We start from the raw sequence: 18,547 nt of genomic DNA, 5'->3' as shown, positions 1-18,547 counted from the left end.
GCTGCTCCTTGCGCTTGTCGGGGTCGATCGTCGCGGCCTCGAGCGTCGCGTCGAGCGGATGCTTGGTCACGGGAGAGGTCCTCTCGGCGTGGGGTGTGAGGTACAGGTCAGCAGACCGAACATACCCCACAGGCCCGGCGCACCATCATGTCTCGGCTCCGGACGGGGCCGACTGCGTCCCGAGACGCAGCGGCCGTCCCGCCGGTCAGCACTCGATGACGTTCACGGCCAGGCCGCCGCGGGAGGTCTCCTTGTACTTGGACTTCATGTCCGCGCCGGTGTCACGCATCGTCTTGATGGCCTGGTCCAGGGTGACGCGGTGCGAGCCGTCGCCGAGCACGGCGAGGCGGGCGGCGTTGATGGCCTTGACCGAGGCGATCGCGTTGCGCTCGATGCAGGGGACCTGGACGAGGCCGCCCACGGGGTCGCAGGTGAGGCCGAGGTTGTGCTCGATGCCGATCTCCGCGGCGTTCTCCACCTGCACCGGGGTGCCGCCGATGACGGCGCACAGCCCCGCGGCCGCCATGGAGCAGGCCGAACCGACCTCGCCCTGGCAGCCGACCTCGGCTCCGGAGATGGACGCGTTCTTCTTGTAGAGGATGCCGATCGCGGCGGCGGTGAGCAGGAACTCGACCGCCTTCGCGTCCTGCTCCTCCTCGGTGGCCTCCTGCGGCAATACGAAGCGGCAGAAGTACATGAGCACGGCCGGGATGATGCCGGCGGCGCCGTTGGTGGGGGCGGTGACGATGCGTCCGCCCGAGGCGTTCTCCTCGTTCACCGCGAGGGCGAAGAGGTTGACCCACTCCATGGCCCACATCGGGTCGGTGCGGGTGGTCTGCTCGAGCAGGTGCGCGCGCAGGGCGGGGGCCCGGCGGCGCACCTCGAGGCCACCGGGCAGGATCTTCTCCTCGCGGGTGCAGCCGTTGTGGATGCACTCCTGCATCACGTGCCAGATCTTCGTCAGCTCGGCCTCGAGGTGCTCCGGGCTGTGGCGGACGGCCTCGTTGGCGCGCATCAGCTCGGCGATGGTCATGCCCTCGCGTTCGCAGTGCTCCAGCAGCTCGGCGGCGGTGCTGAACGGGTACGGCTCCGCGGCCTCGCGGGAGTCCTCTTCATGGCGGGTGATCTCGCGGGCGGCCTCGAGCTCGTCCTCGAGCTCCTCTGCCGTGACCACGAAGCCGCCGCCCACGGAATAGTAGTCGCGGCAGTGCAGCTGGCCGCCGTCCTGGTCATAGGCGGTCAGGCGCATGCCGTTCGGGTGGCCCGGCAGGGACTTGCGCATGTGCAGAGTCATGTCCTTCTTGCGGTCGAACCGGATGTGCCGGTCCCCGTCGAGCGGCAGGTCCCCGGACTCCACGATGGCCTTGACCAGGCCCGTGCACGCGTCCGGGTCGATGGTCTCCGGGTCCTGGCCGGCCAGCCCCAGCAGGACGGCGGTGTCCGAGCCGTGACCGATGCCGGTGGCGGCCAGGGAGCCGTAGAGCTCGGCCTTCACGCGGGCGGTCGAGTCGAGGAGGCCGTTCTCAGCGAGGCTGAAGGTGAAGCGGCGCGCGGCGCGCATCGGGCCGACGGTGTGGGACGAGGACGGGCCGATGCCGATGGAGAACAGGTCCAGGGCACTGAGCGACATGCGCGGCTCCCTTCCAGGTGGCTGCGGCGTCCTGCCGGTGGTGGGCGCGCCGCATGAGGGGGTCACAGACTGTGGACCAGCCTACGCGCTGGCACCCGGGTCCGGCCATGCCGCGGAAAGGTCCTGCCGTCCAGCGGAAGGGCAGCGGCCGTCGTCGTGCCCTGCTCGGCGTCCCCAGCACCGGCCCCGGCGCCGTCGCCTCAGGTCAGAGGACGTTGTCCGGGGACTCCTCCACCCGGGCCGCGGCGCGGAACGAGGCGAGGTCCGCCAGGTACTCCTCGGCGTGCAGGAACTCCTGCAGGCGGCTCTCGCGGTCCGCCTTCGGGTGGAGCATCACCGGGGCGATCGGCTCGTGGGCGTGGCCCAGGGCCACGATGTCCGCCCAGTCCGTGCTGTCCTGGGTGGCTGCGGAGAGCTGGCGAAGCTGCCACCAGGACGGGGTCATGAGGTTCACGGTGCCGCTGCGGAACTCGGTCAGCAGCGCCTCGGGTGAGGCCCAGCCGTGGCTGGCGGCCTCGGAGGACATGCGCTCCGGCTCCTGTCCTTCCGGCAGGCGGACCACGAAGAACACCGTGTCATACCGGCGCGGACCGCCCACCGGGGTGATCCAGCGGGACCACGGCACCAGGGCGGCCGCGTCCGGGACGAGGCCGTGCTCGGTGAGCAGGTCGCCGAAGGCGAGGTCGTGGGACTCGAGGCGCTCGCGGGTGTCCTCCGGGAGGGAACGGACGAGCTTCGGGTCCACGGCTGTGCCCGTCCGGGTGTCCAGGGCCAGCAGCACGCCGGTCTCCTCGTAGGTCTCGCGCAGCGCGGCGGCCAGCAGGCGGCCCGCGGCGTCCCGCGGGGAGAGCTCGGCCATGTGGGAGGCCGCGCCCTCCGGGGCGGCGTCCGTGCCGAGTCGGCGGGCCCAGTCGTCCAGGTCCACGCCCTTCCAGAGGTGCACGGGCAGGTCGTCCGCCGGATCCACGCGGCCGCCCGGGAAGGCGGTGGCGTGCGCGCTGAAGGCCATGGAGCCGGCGCGGCGCAGGGCGAACACCTCGATGCCCTCGGCGGCAGGGCGCACGAGAAGCAGGGACGAGGCCAGGCGGGCCGGGACGGGCTCGGTGCCGGAGCGGTCGGCGGTGGTCATCGGTCTCTCCTCACGCGGGCGGGCGGTTCCTCATCGGTGGCTCCGAGGATAGCGGCGCGGCCGCTGCCGCCCGCGGCGCAGGCCCGGCGGAGGCGGCGGGGTGGCACGAACTGCTTCAGTGAATCATCATTTACTGAGATGGCCGCATCGGGCAGGCGGGGCCATCCCTGTCCGCTGTAGCCTTGACCACAGTTCTGAGACCGTTCAGACCGCGGCGATTCGAGGAGGAGTCCGACCCGTGAAGATCATGGTGCTGGCCAAGCAGGTCCCCGACACCTGGCAGGAGCGCACGCTCGACATGGAGACCGGCATGCTGGTCCGCGACGGTGCAGCCGAGCCCGTGCCGGACGAGATCAGCGAGCGCGTCATGGAGGTCGCCCTGCAGTACAAGGACTCCGGCGCGGACGTGGAGATCGTCGCCATGACGATGGGCCCGGAGGACGCCACCAAGACCCTCCGCAAGATGCTCGCCATGGGAGCCGACGCCGCCGTGCACGTGGCCGACGACGCGCTCGCCGGCTCCGACGCCGTGCAGACCGCACGGGTGCTGGCCGCCGCGATCGAGAAGGAGGGCGCCGATCTGGTGCTCGCCGGCAACCTCGCCACGGACGGCTCCACCGGCGTCGTGCCGGCCATGCTCGCCGAACTGCTGGACCGCCCGTACCTGCCGCATGCCGAGGCCCTCGAGATCTCCGAGTCCGAGGTCGTGGGCACCGTGGTGACCGAGGACGCGGACCTGCGCGCCGCCGTCGCGCTGCCGGCCGTGGTCGGCCTGACGGAGAAGACCGCGGAGCCTCGGTTCCCGAACTTCAAGAACATCATGGCGGCCAAGAAGAAGCCGCTCACCGACTACTGCCTGGCGGACCTGGGGATCGTTGCCGGCCCGGTGGAGGCCGAGTACCGCTCCGTGATGGTCTCCGCCAACGCCCGCCCGGAGAAGCAGGCCGGTCCGAAGGTCGTGGACGACGGCACCGCCGCCGAGCAGCTCGCCGCCTTCCTGGCCGAGAACCGCCTCATCTGACGGACGCAGGACACCGAAGGAGACCTCCCATGACTGAGACCGTGAACACCGCCGCGAACTCCGGCGCCCCCGTCCTCGTCCTCGCCGAGCTCAACGCCGACGGCGAACTCCGTGCCTCCGCCGCCGGCCTGCTCGGGGCGGCCGCCACCGTCGGCGTGCCCGTGGCCGTCGTGGTGGGCGCGCCGGGCAAGGCCGAGGACGCCGCCGCTCGCCTGGGCGAGCTCGGCGCCACCGCCGTGCACACCCTCGAGACCGAGGACGCCGCCACCCGCATGGGCTCGGCCGCCGTGGCCGCGCTGGCCACCGTGGTCGGCCAGACGAACCCGGTGGCCGTGCTGCTGCCGAACACCCCGGAGTCCCGTGCCATCGCCGGCCGCCTGTCCGTCCGTGTGGGCGGCCCGGTCTGCGCCGACGCCGTGGGCCTGCGGTGGGCCGACGACGAGGTCATCGCCCAGCACTCCATCTTCGGAGGCGACATCCAGTCCGAGTCCACCGGCGAGGGCGGCCCGCGCATCATCACCGTGCGCGGCGGCTCCATCGATGCCCGCGCCGAGGCCGTGGCCTCCCCGCAGATCACCGCGATCGACGCCGGCTCCCTGCCGCAGGTCACCGCAGGGGCGGAGATCCGGGAGGTCTCACCACGCCAGCAAACCTCGTCCCGTCCGGAGCTGCGCGGCGCGAAGGTCGTCGTCTCCGGCGGCCGCGGTGTGGGCTCCGAGGAGGGCTTCGCCGTGGTGGAGCAGCTGGCCGACGAGCTCGGGGCCGCGGTGGGCGCCTCCCGCGCCGCCGTCGACGCCGGCTACACCCCGGCCGAGCGTCAGGTCGGCCAGACCGGCGTCATCGTGTCCCCGGACCTCTACATCGCCCTGGGCATCTCCGGTGCCATCCAGCACCGTGCCGGCATGCAGACCGCCAAGACGATCGTGGCCGTGGACAAGAACGAGGACGCCGAGATCTTCGAGATCGCCGACTTCAGCATCGTGGGTGACCTGTTCGAGGTCGTCCCGCAGCTGATCGAGCAGATCCGCGCCCGCCGCTGACGCGGCAGACTCCGGGAGGACCACGCATGCCCAAGCAGCGGATGGCCGGGTACACGCCCTTGAAGGGCCGTACCCACGACGACGCCACGCCCCTGACCCAGGATCCCTCGCCTCAGCCTGTGGCCGAGGCCGGGCCTGAGGAGACGGTCGCCCCCGCCACCGCGGCGCCCGCCGTCGGTGACGGGGTGCCGTACGAGCAGCGTCAGCGCATGGCCGGCTACACCCCGTTCCGGGGCACCGCGCCGCAGGCGGTGACCGGCGGAGCCCAGGGCCGGGCCACCGCGGCGCCGGCCGCAGCACCGGCCGCAGCACCGGCCGCTGCAGAGCCCGCGGCTGAGCCGGACCGGACGGCCGCCGTTCAGACGCCGTCCCCGGGTGCCGCGGCCGCGGTTCCGGCCGCCGTGTCCGGCGTGCCCTACGAGCAGCGTCAGCGCATGGCCGGCTACACCCCGCTCAAGGGTGGCGCCCCCGCCGCACCGGTCGCTGCGACCACCGCTGCGGCCCCGCGCACCGAGGCCGCCGCTGCGGCGGAGGCCACCCCGCCCGAGCGGTCCGCCGCCTCGGCCGAGGGCGCAGGCACCGCCGTGGCGGGGACCGCCGCCGGCGTCGCCGCCGGTGGTGACCTGGCCGCGAGCGCGAACACTGACGCCCAGGCAGCGACTGACGCCCAGGCACCGGCCGCCCCCGTGGGACAGCGCATGAAGGGGTACACCCCGCTCAAGGGCCGCACCGCCGGTGCCGCGGCTCAGACGTCCGACGCGTCCGTGCAGGCCGCCCCGGCCGCGGCCGAGCCGCCTTCCAGCGCCCAGGCGCCTGCCCAGCAGGCTGCCGATGCGCAGCCCGGCCGCAAGCAGCGCATGGGCGCCGGTACAGCCGCCGCTGCCGGAGGCGTCGCAGCCGCCGGTGCCGCCGGTGCAGCGGCCGCCCATGGATCCGGCCAGGACACCCCGGCCGCCCCGAAGCATGCAGCCCAAGCCCCGCCGGGCACCGCGCACCAGGGCACCGCGCACCAGGGTTCCGCGCAGCAGGGTGCTGCGCAGCCCGCCGCGGCGACCTCTGCGGCCGCTCCGAAGGCGGCCGGCAAGCCTGCCGGAAGGCCGGCGGCGCAGCCCACGAAGAAGGCCGAGGGCGCCGAGCCCATGCCGCGGGGACGGAAGGTGCTCTGGGGAGCGCTGGGCGCCGTCGTCGTGGCCCTGGCACTGGTGTTGGCCGCCCGCGGCCTGCGCACCCTCGAGCCGGTGCAGGACTTCATCGCGCAGTATGACGGGCACACGGCCCAGCCGGAGTCCGCCCCGATCGGCATCCCGGCCTGGCTCGGCTGGCAGCACTTCCTGAACATGTTCCTGATGGTGCTGATCATCAGGACCGGCCTGCAGATCCGCTCGGAGCAGCGTCCGCCGGCGAACTTCACCCCGCGCAGGGACTCGCTGTTCTCCGCCAAGGGGAACACGCCGAAGAAGTACTCGATGACCATCTGGATGCACCAGGCCCTGGACGGGCTGTGGGTGCTCAACGGCCTGGTCTTCGTGATCCTGCTGTTCGTCACCGGCCAGTGGATGCGCCTGGTGCCGACGGACCCGTACGTGTTCCACCACGCCCTGTCCGCCGGCATCCAGTACATGTCCCTGGACTGGCCGTCGGAGAACGGCTGGGTCCACTACAACGCCCTGCAGATGATCACCTACACCCTCGTGGTGTTCGTCGCCGCCCCGCTCGCCGCCCTCACCGGCTGGCGCATGTCCTCCTGGTTCCCCACCGAGGCCAAGGCGCTCAACAGGGCGTTCCCGATGGAGGCCGCCCGCAGGGTGCACTTCCCGGTGATGCTGTTCTTCGTCGGATTCATCGTGGTCCACGTGTTCCTGGTGGTCTTCACCGGCTTCCTGGCGAACCTGAACCACATGTACACCTCGCGCGAGGCCACCGACGCCTGGGGTCTGGTGGTGTTCCTGGCGTCCGTGGCCGTCACCGCCGCCGCGTGGTTCTTCCTCCGCCCGCAGTTCGTGGCCCCGGTGGCCCAGCGGTTCGGCACCGTCGGCCGCTGACCCGGCGGGACAGACGAAGGGGCCCGAGCCAGGTGCTCGGGCCCCGCCGTCATGTCTGCGGCCGTCCCTGCGTGGTGCGACCGGCCGAGGCCGCAGCGGCGCAGGCGTCCGGGAGGATCAGCCGGCGGTCGCGTCCTCGAAGTCACCGGCGCTGCGGCGGAAGCGGGTCAGGATCTCGATCAGCGAGGTGACGTCCTCGTCGGACAGTCCCGTGTCCGCGAAGACCTCCGTGTTCAGCGCGGCCGCGGCCTTCGCGGTGAGCTCGCGGCCCTTCTCCGTCAGGGCGAGCAGGGTGGCGCGGCGGTCGCCCGGGTGCGGCTCGCGCGTCACGAGCCCGGCGGACTCGAGGCGGTCCACGGCGTTGGTCACGGAGGTCGGATGCACCTGCAGCAGGGCGCCGGCCTTGCTCATGGGCATGCGGCGCTCGCGGGAGAAGTCCAGCAGGGCCAGCAGTTCGAAGCGGGCGAACGTCAGCGAGAACGGCTTCAGCGCCTTGTGGGCCCGGGCCAGCAGGATCTGCTGCGCGCGCATGATCGAGGTCACCGCGGCCATCGGCGCGGCGACGTCGTCCCACCCCTGGCGCTCCCAGTTGCGGCGGGCCTCCGCGATGGGGTCGCGGTTCAGGGGCTGTCGGGTGCTGCTCATTCGCCCCATCCTAGGTGAGGGGACGAGGGTGCGCCCGGTCGGCGGGCCTCGGTCTCACGGTGCGGGCGTCGGTCATCGTCGCGCCTGCGTCCACCATGTGGAAACACCTCTTCCCGACGGCGCAGCCCCGGCTACTGTGATGCGCATCACGGAATGCTCCAATGTCCGACCTTCGAGGGCACGAGCAGTGATCATCGCACCTGACTAAGGGGACACCTCATGACCGCACACGCATCCCATCCCACAGCGGCCGAGCTTCAGGAGCAGGAGGTCAGCCCGCGCGAACGCCGCAAGGCACTCGTCGGGGCGACCGCCGGCCACCTGATCGAGTGGTACGACTACGGCGTCTACGGCTTCCTCGCCGTGTACGTCGGGGCCAACTTCTTCATCTCGGACGATCCGGTCGTCGGCCTGCTCTCGGCCTTCGCCGTCTTCGCCCTCTCCTTCTTCATCCGCCCGCTCGGCGGCCTGTTCTTCGGTCCGCTCGCGGACAAGATCGGCCGCCGCAGGACCCTCATGATCGTCCTCGGCGTCATGTGCGGCGCCACCATGTGCATCGGTCTGCTGCCGACCGCCCACTCGATCGGCGTCATGGCCCCGGTCCTGCTGGTCTTCCTGCGCATGGTCCAGGGCTTCTCCGCCGGCGGCGAGATCTCCACCATCGCCGCCTTCGTCTCCGAGTTCTCCAAGAAGGGCGGCCGCGGCCTCGCGACCTCCACCCTGATGACCACCGCCGCCTCCGGCCTGATGATCGGTGCCCTCGTCGGCAACGGCATGGCCTGGGCCCTCGGTGCCGAGGCCATGCAGGACTGGGGCTGGCGCATCCCGTTCATCATCGCCGGCCCGCTGGGCGCGATCGCGATCTTCATCCGCATGCGCCTCGAGGACTCCCCGGAGTTCAAGCGCCTGCACGCCGAGAAGCGCACCGCCAAGGCCCCGCTGCGCGAGACCTTCCGCTTCCCGCGCCAGATCATGCTGGTCATGGGTGTGATCACCCTGCTGGCCTCGACCTACCTGACCAGCTACTTCCGCGCCGTGCTGGAGCTGCCGGAGTCCTTCATCTTCGGGATGGTCCTGGCGACCGGCGTGCTCGCCGCCGGCTTCATGGCCGTCGGCGGGCACCTCTCGGACCGCGTGGGCGACCGCCGCATCATCCTGCTGGTCGGCCTGGTGATGACCGTGGCCTCCGTCTCGTGGTTCTTCCTCACCGCCCCGCACGCCGAGACCGGCATGGACATCGTCCCGGCTCTGATCGCCGTCGGCGTCTCGGTGGGCATCTACTGCGGCGTCCCGTACGCCACCATGACCGAGCTGCTGCCGACCCACGTCCGCTCCACCGGCATCGCCGTGGGTTACAACATCCCCGTCGCAGTCTTCGGCGGCTCCGCCCCGTTCGCGGCGACCTGGCTGATCGACCAGACCGGCGACCCCTCCTCCCCGCTGTGGTTCTTCGTGGCCACCGCCGTCGTCTCCCTGGTGTCCATCTTCTTCCTCCGTTCCGAGGACCTGCTGGGCCACGAGTCGCTCGCAGTCACCGGCTCGATGGAGACGATCGACACCGCGCAGGTCGCCGACGCCGTCGAGGCCGACATCAAGGGATGACCGTCTCCGCGGACCCCTCTGCCCGGCGCTGATAGGCTCCGAAGCGGGCAGTCCTCGGACGTCCAATCAATCGCCGCGTCCGGCCGGGCACCCGTTGCCCGGCCGGACACGCGTGAGGAAAGGTGAACTCCATGACCGACGCGCAGACCGCACAGCCCACCGACGAGCTGCTCATCGAGCAGAGGGGTCGCCTCGGCGTCCTCACGCTGAACCGCCCGAAGGCCATCAACGCCCTGACCTTCGAGATGGTCAAGGGCATCCGCGCGCAGCTGCTCGAGTGGAAGGACGACGACTCCGTCCAGACCGTCCTGGTCCGCGGCGCCGGCGATCGCGGCCTCTGCGCCGGCGGCGACATCGTGTCGATCTACCACTCCATCAAGGCCGGCGACGTCGCCGAGGGAGAGGAGTTCTTCGCCACCGAGTACGCCATGAACCACCTGATCGGCGACTACCCGAAGCCGATCGTCGCCTTCCAGGACGGGATCGTCCTCGGCGGCGGCGTGGGCGTCTCCGGCCATGCCTCCCACCGCGTGGCCACCGAACGCACCCGCTGGGGCATGCCGGAGACCGGCATCGGCTTCGTCCCGGACGTGGGCGGCACCTATCTGATCTCCCGCCTGCCCTCCGAATTCGGCCTGCACGTGGGCATGACCGGCGAGCACATCACCGGCGCGGACGCGGTGGCCCTGGGCCTGTCCACGCACCACGTGTCCTCCGAGACCCTGGACGAGATCGCCGCCGCCCTCGAGGCCGAGGAGCCGGACGCCGTCCTGGAGCGCTTCGCCACCGAGCCGGGCGAGTCCCCGCTCTGGCAGCAGCGCCCGTGGATCGACGAGTGCTACGCCAAGGACACCCCGGCGAAGATCATCGAGGCCCTGCGCGCCCGGGACGAGGAGGCCGCCCACAAGGCCGCCGACCGACTGGAGAAGCTCAGCCCGACCGCCGTCTCGGTCACCCTGGCCGCCGTCCGCCGGGCCCGCCGCGCCAAGGACCTCGCCGCCGTGCTCAAGACCGAGTACCGCACCACCGCCGCACACCTGCGCGGCCACGACTTCGCCGAGGGCATCCGCGCCCTCCTGGTGGACAAGGACAAGAACCCGCAGTGGCGGCCGGCCACCCTGGACGAGGTGACGCCGGAGCTCGTGGAGTCGCACTTCGCCGAGCCGGAGACGGGTGACCTGACGCTCTGAGCCCCACCTCAGGCCCAGACCCGGCCATACGGCACAGGGGACGACGACGGATAGGAGCCTGCCGCCGTCGTCGTCCCCTGTCGTCTGCGGTGGGCTCGGTCAGCCGCGCGCCGCGCGGAAGGTGACCTGCACCTGCACCATCGGCTTGTCCACGACGGGGGAGCCGTCCTCGCCGAGGGGGACGAGCTCGACGTCCACGAACCGCAGCGAGCGGCCGGCGTGGCGGACACGGGTCATGGCGACCATGTCCCCCCGGCCCGGGCGCGTGTAGACGGTGCGGGCGGCCTGGACGTCGTAGCGAGCGCGGTCCGGCATCGCGCCCTGGGCGGCGAGGATCGCGCGGAGCATCATCGCGCCGCCGTGGACGGCGCCCTGCGGATTGTCCAGCTCCCGGTTCTCGCGGAAGCGCGCGCCCGGGACGAACTCGCCGGACTGGGCGGGCCGGGACGTGTCGTCCTGGACGGTGACGGAGTCCGGCTCCAGGCCGAGCAGGTCCGCCATGGGGACGCGGGTCTGCGGCCCCAGCGGCAGGCCGCCGTGGCGGACGAACGCCTCCATCGAGGCGGCGGGAGCGGCCGGCACGGCCTGGAACCAGCCGGTCGCCTCGGCCACGCGGTCGCCGTCGGCGTCCACGAGCCAGGCGCGGGCGGCGCCGCCGGCCTCGTCCACCGTCAGCGGGGTGTACCAGCACTCCATGCGGGGCTGGTCGGCCGGGTCGGCGTCCGCAGATGCGTCGAAGGCCGGCATCGGCTTGAGCACGTTGAGCGTGAGCTCCGTGGTGACGATGGCCTGCATGGCACCGGCGGCTGCGTGGTGCACGGCCACGGCGGTGGCGTTGTCCATCAGCACGGTGGCCGCGGCAGCGGTGGGGCGGCCGTCCAAGCCGATCGAGCTGGGCCCGGCGAGCATGTACCCCGGGTTCCAGTGGGCGCCCTCCTGCCGCACCTGCTCGTGGCGGCGCACGCCGAACAGCTGCTCCGTGCGGCCCTGCGGATGCGCACGGGGCCCGGTGTTCTCCGCGTCCTCGGCCGTGCGGCGGCCGCCGGGATCCGAGGTGCCGGCCATGATGTCGGGGATCGAATGTCCGTAGCTCACGGAGTGAACGGTAGCGGAAACGGCAGCGGGGACGCCCGGAAGGAGACGTCCCCGCCGCAGGCGGTGTGGAGCGTGCGGCTCAGCTCAGTAGAGCGTGCGGCTCAGCTCAGTAGGAGGAGTAGCCGTCCTCGGAGAGCGTGTGCTTCTCGTCGCCGGTGATCGGCGGGTTGAAGATCGAGACCAGGTGCATGTCCTCGGTCTCGCCGCCGCGCAGCTCGTGCGGGTCGTGTTCGTCCAGCACGTAGATGGTGCCGGGGGTGATCTCGTGGACGGTGCCGTCCTTCTCCACCACCGAGCCGGAGCCGGAGATGCAGTAGCAGGCCTCCAGGTGGTTGCGGTACTCGAGCTTGGAGGCGGTGCCCTGCTTCACGATCGTGTGGCAGACGGCGAAGCCCATGTTGTCCTTCTCCACCAGCAGGCGGTCGGACGTGCCGCCGCCCCACTCGACGGTCTCGGCCTGCTCTCGGTTGCGCGTGAACATCTGCGGATTCGCTCCTTCGACGGATCGGGTGTGCGGGTCCGGGCGCCTGCCAGCCGCTCGCCGCGCGGTCTGCCCGGTCTGCGGGCGGCCGAGGGAACCCAGTGCTCCGACCGTAGGCAGATCCCGGCGGCGGTTCCCACCCCTGGTCTGCGCCCGTCGCCGGCCGGTCAGCCGAGGGAGAGGCCGGGGCCCAGGAGCCAGGCGCCGGCGCCGCCGACTGCCACGGCCACCGCCGTGCTCGCCGCCCCGAGGACGAGGGGGCGCGGCCCGACCTGCACGATCGAGCGCAGGTGCACACCCAGGCCCAGCGCGGCCATCGCCGTGGCCAGGAGCAGCTGCTGGACGGCTGCCGCCGCATCCAGCACCCCTGCCGGCAGCAGGCCGGTGGAGCGCAGCAGCATCGCCGCCACGAACCCCAGCACGAACCACGGGACCAGGGGAGGGCGGGAGGCGGAGGCGGCCGAGCCGTCGTCGGGAAGGGCGGACGACCGGGCGTCCCGGCGTCGCTGGGCGGCGGCGAGCGAGGCCATGACCGGCGCGAGCATGACCACGCGGGCCAGCTTCACCGTCACCGCCACGGACAGCGCGGCCGAGCCCACCAGGCCGCCGGCGGCCACCACCTGGGCGACCTCGTGCGTGGACGCGCCGATCCACAGGCCGGCGGCCTCCTCGGACAGGCCGAACGCCCCGGTGGCCAACGGCATGAGCGGGATCATCAGGGTGCCGAAGAGCACGACGAGGCCGATGGCGGTGGCGGCCATCTCCCGGCGGGCACGGACCACCGAGTCTGCGGCGGCCACGGCGGCGGCGCCGCAGATGGAGAAGCCGGACGCCACGAGGGCGATGAGGTCCCACGGCAGGCGCAGGGCACGGCCGAGCGCGAGCGTGGCAGCGAAGGTGATCCCGACGGCCGCCACGACCAGGCCGATCACGCCCCAGCCGAGCGCGAGGACGTCTCCCAGGGCCAGCTGCAGGCCGAGCAGGACGATGCCCGTGCGCAGGACGGGCTTGGCGGCGAAGGCGATCCCGGGGGAGAGGCGCTCCGGGACCGCGGCGAGGTTGCGCCAGGCCATGCCCGCCAGGATCGCCAGCAGCAGCGGGCTCAGCGCAGGGGCCCACGGGCGGACCAGCGCGGAGAGGCCCACCGCCACGGCGCCCAGGGCCAGGCACACGAGCAGGCCGAATGCGCGGGAGGCAGGGGTGGAGGCAGCAGTGGTCACGGGCGCACTCTAGCCCCGCGGCCGATCCGAGTGACCCGGCACACGCTCTGTGGGATACTGGCACCACGTCGCAATCGCCCTGTGCGGGAGAGCGTCGGCGCGTCTGCGGAGACACCCCGGACGTCAGCCGGCCGCCGAAGGAGCAAGACCTCCCCGGGAATCTCTCAGGCACCCGTACCGCGCAGGGGAAGGACGCTCTGGAAAGCACGCAGGATCCGCCGACCCCGGACCGGAGGACTGCGTCACCGACGGTGCAAGCCCGCCGCAGGCGGGTGGAAACTCTCAGGTCAATGACAGAGCGGGGAGGTGAATGATCATGCCGCACCGGCAGGACCCCTCGGAGGTACCCGTGACCAGCACCCATCCGACCGCAGACGAGACCACGGCGCTGCCGCAGTCCGCGCACGAGCCGCGGGACACCGCCTCGGCGCCGTTCGTCGACCGCCACATCGGGCCGCGCGCCGACGACGCCGCGCACATGCTCGAGGTGCTCGGCCTCGACTCCATCGACCAGCTCGTGGACAAGGCCGTCCCCTCGGTCATCCGCATGGAGGGCGGCCTGGACCTGCCCGCCCCGCTCACCGAGTCCGCCGTGCTCGAGCAGCTGCGCGAGATCGCCGGCCGGAACGTGATGAAGACCCAGATGATCGGCCAGGGCTTCTACGACACCGTCACCCCCGGCGTCATCCTCCGCAAGGTGCTGGAGAACCCGGCCTGGTACACCGCCTACACCCCGTACCAGCCCGAGATCTCCCAGGGCCGCCTCGAGTCCCTGCTGAACTACCAGACGATGGTGCAGGACCTCACCGCCCTGCCCATCGCCAACGCGTCCCTGCTGGACGAGGCCTCCGCCGTGGCCGAGGCCGTCCTCCTGATGCATCGCGCCAACAAGAGGAAGGGCAGCGGCGTCACCCTGCTGGACGCCGACCTGTTCCCGCAGACCCTCTCCGTGGCGCAGCTGCGTGCCGACGCCGTGGGCATCGAGGTCCACGTGGCGGACCTGTCCGCCGGCATCCCGGAGGACGTCAGGGCCGTCGTCGAGGAGAAGGGCCTGTGCGGCATCGTCCTGCAGCAGCCCGGCGACTCCGGCCGCCTGCACGACCACACCGCCGTGATCGCCGAGGCCAAGGAGGCCGGCGCCCTCGTCACCGTGGCCGCGGACATCCTCGCCCTCACCCTCATCACCCCGCCGGGCGAGCAGGGCGCGGACATCGCCGTCGGCTCCACCCAGCGCTTCGGCGTCCCGCTGTTCTACGGCGGCCCGCACGCCGCCTACATGGCCGTGCGCGAGGGCATGCAGCGCTCCCTGCCGGGCCGCCTCGTGGGCGTCTCCCACGACGACGCCGGCAAGCCGGCCTACCGCCTCGCCCTGCAGACCCGCGAGCAGCACATCCGCCGCGAGAAGGCCACCTCCAACATCTGCACCGCCCAGGCGCTGCTGGCCATCACCGCCTCCATGTACGCCGTCTACCACGGCCCGGCCGGCGTCGCCCAGATCGCCCGCCACGCCCACCGTCAGGCGCACCGCCTCGCCACCGCGCTCGCCGGCGCCGGCGTGAAGGTCGTCCACGAGGCCTACTTCGACACCCTCACCCTCGAGGTGCCGGGCGCCGCGGAGCAGATCCGCGCCGCCGCCGAGGACAACGGCGTGAACGTGCGCGTGGTGGACGCGGACACCGTCCGCGTGGCCTGCGACGAGACCACCGTGGACGAGGACCTCGCCGCGGTGCTCGCCGCCTTCGGCGCCGATGTTTCGGCCCTGCCGGCGCCCTCCCACGAGGGCGCCGTGGCCACCCCGGCCATCCCGCAGGAGCTGCTGCGCACCTCGGAGTACATGACCCATCCGGTCTTCAACAGCCACCACTCCGAGACCCAGATGCTGCGCTACCTGCGCCGCCTCTCCGGCTACGACCTCGCCCTGGACCGCACGATGATCCCGCTGGGCTCGTGCACCATGAAGCTCAACGCCACCGCGGAGATGGAGGCCATCTCCTGGCCGGAGTTCTGCTCCATCCACCCGTACGCCCCGGCCCACCAGACCGAGGGCTGGAGGTTCCTCATCGAGGACCTCGAGGCGAAGCTGTCCGAGATCACCGGCTACGCCGGCGTCTCCGTGGCACCGAACGCGGGCTCGCAGGGCGAGTTCGCCGGCCTCTGGGCCATCCGCCGGTTCCACATGGACAACGGCGAGGGCGAGCGCGACATCTGCCTCATCCCGGCCTCCGCGCACGGCACCAACGCGGCCTCCGCGGTGCTCGCCGGCCTCAAGGTGGTGGTGGTGGCCACCGCGGAGGACGGCACCATCTCCGCCGAGGACCTGGACAAGAAGATCGCCGCCAACGAGGGCCGCATCGCGGCCATCATGATCACCTACCCCTCCACGCACGGCGTGTACGACGCCGACGTGCGCGAGGTGTGCGACAAGGTCCACGCCGCCGGCGGCCAGGTGTACATCGACGGCGCGAACCTCAACGCCCTGGTCGGGCTGGCCCAGCCGGGCCGCTTCGGCGGCGACGTCTCCCACCTGAACCTGCACAAGACCTTCTGCATCCCGCACGGCGGCGGCGGCCCGGGCGTGGGCCCGGTGGCCGTGGGCGAGCACCTGGTGAAGTACCTGCCGTCCCGCGAAACGCTCATGACCGCGGCCCCGCACGGCTCCGCCGGCGTGCTGCCGATCTCCTGGGCCTACCTGCACCTCATGGGAGCCGAGGGCCTCACCAAGGCCACCGGCCACGCCCTGCTCGGTGCGAACTACATCTCCCGGCGTCTCGCGGGGCACTACCCGACCCTCTACACCGGCGAGGGCGGCCTGGTGGCCCACGAGTGCATCCTCGACCTGCGCGAGCTCACCGCGAAGCACGGCGTGACCGCGGAGGACGTCTGCAAGCGCCTCATCGACTACGGCTTCCACGCCCCGACCCTGGCCTTCCCGGTGGCCGGCACCCTCATGGTGGAGCCGACCGAGTCCGAGGACCTGGGGGAGCTGGACCGCTTCATCGAGGCGATGATCTCCATCCACGGCGAGATCGTGGAGACCACCCCGGAGACCCTGGCCGACTCGGTCCTGCGCAACGCGCCGCACACCGCGGCCGTCCTGACCGGCGACGAGTGGGACCGCTCCTACTCGCGCTCCCAGGCCGGCTACCCGGTGGCCTCCCTGCGCCAGGACAAGTACTTCCCGCCCGTGGGCCGCATCGACGGCGCGTACGGCGACCGCAACCTGGTCTGCTCGTGCCCGCCGCCGGAGGCCTTCGAGGAGGAGACCGACGCGACCGCCACGGCGGACGCCTGAGAGGAGACCACCATGTCCGAGAACCTGCGCAACTCCCCGCTGCACGCCGTCCACGAGGCCGCCGGCGCCTCCTTCACCGACTTCGGGGGCTGGAACATGCCGCTGAAGTACGGTTCCGAGCTCGCCGAGCACAAGGCCGTCCGCTCCGCCGCAGGCATCTTCGACCTGTCCCACATGGGCGAGGTCCGCGTGACCGGGCCCGAGGCCGGCGAGATGCTCGACTACGCGCTGTCCAGCGTCATGTCCACGCTCAAGCCGGGCCGTGCCAAGTACAGCCTGTGCCTGACCGACGCCGGCACGGTCCTGGACGACCTCATCGTCTACCGCATGGACGACGGCGCCGAGGGCGCCGTCCCGGAGTACCTGGTGGTGCCCAACGCCGGCAACGCCGCCTCCGTGTACACCGCCCTCGCCCAGCGCGCCTCCGGCCGCGACGTCACCGTCACGGACGAGTCCGCGGACACCTCCCTGGTGGCCGTGCAGGGCCCGCAGGCAGAGCAGATCCTGGCCCAGGCCATGCCGGCCCACGTCCAGGAGCTGGCGGAGCTGAAGTACTTCGCCCACATCACCCTGGCGCTGCCGACCGGCGCGGGCGACGTGGAGGTCCTCGTGGCCCGCACCGGCTACACCGGCGAGGACGGCTTCGAGCTGTTCGTGCACGCCGGCTCCCCGGAGGAGGCCGGCGGCCGCGGCTCCGCCGTGTGGAACGCCGTGGTGAAGGCCGCCGAGGCCGCGGGCGTCGAGCTGACCCCGTGTGGCCTGGCCTCCCGCGACTCGCTGCGCCTCGAGGCCGGCATGCCGCTCTACGGCAACGAGCTGGACAACGCGCACCAGCCGCACGCCTCCGGCGTCTCCTTCGCCGTCCCGGCGTCCAAGGAGACCGACTTCGTGGGCAAGTCCGCGCTCCAGGGCAAGGACGAGGTGTCCCAGGTGCTCGTGGGCCTGAAGGGCGCCGGCCGCCGGGCCGCCCGCCACAGCTACGCGGTGCAGGACACCGAGGGCAACGTGATCGGCGAGGTCACCTCCGGCGCCCCGTCCCCGACCCTCGGGCACCCGATCGCCATGGCCCGCATCGACCGCGCCTTCGCGGCCGAGGGCACCGAGCTGCTGGTGGACCTGCGCGGCCGCGGCGAGTCCTTCTCCGTGGTGCCCCTGCCGTTCTACCGCCGCGAGCGCTGAGCACGTGTTGAACTCGGCACCGTGACGACGGCCCGCCGTCTCGGGCTCCGGGCCTCCTTCGCTAGGATGGGTCTCCGAGCCGGGGCGGCGGGCCTCGTCCGCGTCCGGGCTCGACCGTCCATCGTCCACTGTCAGGATCCTCCGCATGACTCATGTCGCCTCCCGCGCTCGGGTGTCCAAGAAGGCGTTCGTCGTCTTCGCCGTCGTGGCGCTGACCATGATCCTGCTGGCCGTCATGGTGATGTTCCGCGGCATGGTCGACGAGGGCCGCCGCATGCAGATCGTGGAGGTCGTGGACGGCACCACCGTCAAGATCAATGCCCACGGGGAGGAGAAGCTCGTCAAGATGGCCGGCCTCACCGCCGGTCCCCGCAACCCGGACGGCCTGCGGGTCGGCCCGGCGCTCTGCATGGGCGAGAAGTCCTATGTGTGGCTGCGTGACCGCCTCGTCACGGGAGCGACCGCGGTGGTGGACATCGAGGAGGTCGACGGCGAGGAGTACGCCAGCTTCCGCATGGCCGGCGAGGACGTCAACCTGGCGATGATCGAGGAGGGCATGGCGGCCCCCACCGGCGTCGGTGTGGGTGAGGCCGAGGCCTCCGAGATGCGGTCCGTGAACGAGAAGGCGTACACGCGCAACATCGGCCTGTACGACCTCGAGGAGCGCTGCACCCTCAACAGCGAGCTCTACGAGGCCGAGTACGCCCTGGACGTCATCTCGGACGACGTGGAGCCGTCCATCGCCAAGATCGACGAGAAGTCCGTCGAGCTGGGTCAGGCCGTGGACAACGTCCGTCTGGTGCAGGAGGACATCCACAACCTCGACCCGGAGGGCACGGACTTCGTGAACACCGTCTGGGGCCCGTCCAAGGACCTCCTGGTGGCCGAGGCGGACGAGATCGCGGACCGCGGCATGAAGCGCCTGCGCGATCTCAACGACCGCCGCAACGAGATCTACTCGCGCTGAGTCGCCGCATCTCC

The 18,547-nt window shown here is 72.1% G+C and carries 14 protein-coding genes and 1 riboswitch; of the genes, 8 read left to right on the top strand and 6 right to left on the bottom strand.

Annotated elements, in window-relative coordinates; all coding sequences use genetic code 11:
- Positions 1–205: 205 nt before the first annotated feature.
- Positions 206–1,630 (bottom strand): L-serine ammonia-lyase, encoded by a 1,425-nt coding sequence (locus tag MLY01S_RS07425; RefSeq protein ID WP_067190794.1) that lies wholly within the window; start codon positions 1,628–1,630, stop codon positions 206–208.
- A 205-nt stretch (positions 1,631–1,835) separates the two neighbouring features.
- The gene (locus tag MLY01S_RS07420) at positions 1,836–2,759 is read right to left on the bottom strand and encodes an NUDIX hydrolase (RefSeq protein ID WP_067190793.1); all 924 of its coding nucleotides are present in this window, start codon (positions 2,757–2,759) and stop codon (positions 1,836–1,838) included.
- 238 nt (positions 2,760–2,997) lie between these two features.
- Here MLY01S_RS07420 and MLY01S_RS07415 point away from each other — a divergent pair, with 238 nt between their 5' ends.
- Genes MLY01S_RS07415 through MLY01S_RS12120 form a run of 3 tightly spaced genes read left to right on the top strand, consistent with a single transcriptional unit; the run spans position 2,998 to position 6,862 of the window.
- Complete coding sequence (locus tag MLY01S_RS07415; protein WP_067190791.1) at positions 2,998–3,780, top strand: electron transfer flavoprotein subunit beta/FixA family protein; 783 nt, start codon at positions 2,998–3,000, stop codon at positions 3,778–3,780.
- A gap of 29 nt (positions 3,781–3,809) precedes the next feature.
- Complete coding sequence (locus MLY01S_RS07410) at positions 3,810–4,820, top strand: electron transfer flavoprotein subunit alpha/FixB family protein (protein ID WP_067190789.1); 1,011 nt, start codon at positions 3,810–3,812, stop codon at positions 4,818–4,820.
- 26 nt (positions 4,821–4,846) lie between these two features.
- The gene (locus tag MLY01S_RS12120; RefSeq protein WP_245232119.1) at positions 4,847–6,862 is read left to right on the top strand and encodes a cytochrome b/b6 domain-containing protein; all 2,016 of its coding nucleotides are present in this window, start codon (positions 4,847–4,849) and stop codon (positions 6,860–6,862) included.
- Positions 6,863–6,979: 117 nt separating this feature from the next.
- On the opposite strand, the gene MLY01S_RS07400 is transcribed toward MLY01S_RS12120, so the two are convergent.
- Entirely contained in the window at positions 6,980–7,507 is a 528-nt protein-coding gene (locus MLY01S_RS07400) for a MarR family winged helix-turn-helix transcriptional regulator (RefSeq protein ID WP_067190787.1), read from the bottom strand.
- A 219-nt stretch (positions 7,508–7,726) separates the two neighbouring features.
- On the opposite strand from MLY01S_RS07400, the gene MLY01S_RS07395 reads away from it, so the two are divergent.
- On the top strand, positions 7,727–9,109 hold the full coding sequence (locus MLY01S_RS07395) for an MFS transporter (protein ID WP_067190785.1): 1,383 nt from the start codon (positions 7,727–7,729) through the stop codon (positions 9,107–9,109).
- Positions 9,110–9,240: 131 nt separating this feature from the next.
- Positions 9,241–10,299 (top strand): enoyl-CoA hydratase/isomerase family protein, encoded by a 1,059-nt coding sequence (locus MLY01S_RS07390; protein ID WP_067190801.1) that lies wholly within the window; start codon positions 9,241–9,243, stop codon positions 10,297–10,299.
- Between the two features lie 99 nt (positions 10,300–10,398).
- On the opposite strand, the gene MLY01S_RS07385 is transcribed toward MLY01S_RS07390, so the two are convergent.
- The 3 genes from MLY01S_RS07385 to MLY01S_RS07375 all read right to left on the bottom strand — a co-directional run bounded on the left by MLY01S_RS07385 (position 10,399) and on the right by MLY01S_RS07375 (position 13,095).
- A complete protein-coding gene (locus tag MLY01S_RS07385) occupies positions 10,399–11,394 on the bottom strand; it encodes a PaaI family thioesterase (protein ID WP_245232120.1) in 996 nt (331 codons plus the stop codon).
- Positions 11,395–11,500: 106 nt separating this feature from the next.
- Positions 11,501–11,875 (bottom strand): ectoine synthase, encoded by a 375-nt coding sequence (locus MLY01S_RS07380; protein WP_067190781.1) that lies wholly within the window; start codon positions 11,873–11,875, stop codon positions 11,501–11,503.
- Between the two features lie 167 nt (positions 11,876–12,042).
- Positions 12,043–13,095 (bottom strand): YeiH family protein, encoded by a 1,053-nt coding sequence (locus MLY01S_RS07375; protein WP_067190779.1) that lies wholly within the window; start codon positions 13,093–13,095, stop codon positions 12,043–12,045.
- A 74-nt stretch (positions 13,096–13,169) separates the two neighbouring features.
- Positions 13,170–13,285: riboswitch (glycine riboswitch) on the top strand.
- A gap of 120 nt (positions 13,286–13,405) precedes the next feature.
- Between MLY01S_RS07375 and gcvP the strand changes: the two genes are divergently transcribed.
- The 3 genes from gcvP to MLY01S_RS07360 all read left to right on the top strand — a co-directional run bounded on the left by gcvP (position 13,406) and on the right by MLY01S_RS07360 (position 18,533).
- Complete coding sequence (gcvP, locus tag MLY01S_RS07370; protein ID WP_373279961.1) at positions 13,406–16,387, top strand: aminomethyl-transferring glycine dehydrogenase; 2,982 nt, start codon at positions 13,406–13,408, stop codon at positions 16,385–16,387.
- A 12-nt stretch (positions 16,388–16,399) separates the two neighbouring features.
- A complete protein-coding gene (gene gcvT / locus MLY01S_RS07365) occupies positions 16,400–17,566 on the top strand; it encodes a glycine cleavage system aminomethyltransferase GcvT (protein WP_067190776.1) in 1,167 nt (388 codons plus the stop codon).
- A gap of 145 nt (positions 17,567–17,711) precedes the next feature.
- Positions 17,712–18,533: a thermonuclease family protein gene (locus MLY01S_RS07360; RefSeq protein WP_067190773.1), complete on the top strand. Its 822-nt coding sequence runs from the start codon at positions 17,712–17,714 to the stop codon at positions 18,531–18,533.
- Positions 18,534–18,547 lie beyond the last annotated feature (14 nt).

The sequence above is a fragment of the Micrococcus lylae NBRC 15355 genome (genome assembly GCF_001570885.1).
GTDB lineage: Bacteria > Actinomycetota > Actinomycetes > Actinomycetales > Micrococcaceae > Micrococcus > Micrococcus lylae.
This window is presented reverse-complemented; position numbering and strand designations above follow the sequence as displayed.

Coding starts and splice junctions, on each gene's coding strand:
- MLY01S_RS07425 (WP_067190794.1), bottom strand. CDS start 1,630: ATGTCGCTCAGTGCCCTGGACCTGTTCTCCATCGGCATCGGCCCGTCC.
- MLY01S_RS07420 (WP_067190793.1), bottom strand. CDS start 2,759: ATGACCACCGCCGACCGCTCCGGCACCGAGCCCGTCCCGGCCCGCCTG.
- MLY01S_RS07410 (WP_067190789.1), top strand. CDS start 3,810: ATGACTGAGACCGTGAACACCGCCGCGAACTCCGGCGCCCCCGTCCTC.
- MLY01S_RS12120 (WP_245232119.1), top strand. CDS start 4,847: ATGCCCAAGCAGCGGATGGCCGGGTACACGCCCTTGAAGGGCCGTACC.
- MLY01S_RS07400 (WP_067190787.1), bottom strand. CDS start 7,507: ATGAGCAGCACCCGACAGCCCCTGAACCGCGACCCCATCGCGGAGGCC.
- MLY01S_RS07395 (WP_067190785.1), top strand. CDS start 7,727: ATGACCGCACACGCATCCCATCCCACAGCGGCCGAGCTTCAGGAGCAG.
- MLY01S_RS07390 (WP_067190801.1), top strand. CDS start 9,241: ATGACCGACGCGCAGACCGCACAGCCCACCGACGAGCTGCTCATCGAG.
- MLY01S_RS07380 (WP_067190781.1), bottom strand. CDS start 11,875: ATGTTCACGCGCAACCGAGAGCAGGCCGAGACCGTCGAGTGGGGCGGC.
- gcvP (WP_373279961.1), top strand. CDS start 13,406: ATGATCATGCCGCACCGGCAGGACCCCTCGGAGGTACCCGTGACCAGC.
- gcvT (WP_067190776.1), top strand. CDS start 16,400: ATGTCCGAGAACCTGCGCAACTCCCCGCTGCACGCCGTCCACGAGGCC.
- MLY01S_RS07360 (WP_067190773.1), top strand. CDS start 17,712: ATGACTCATGTCGCCTCCCGCGCTCGGGTGTCCAAGAAGGCGTTCGTC.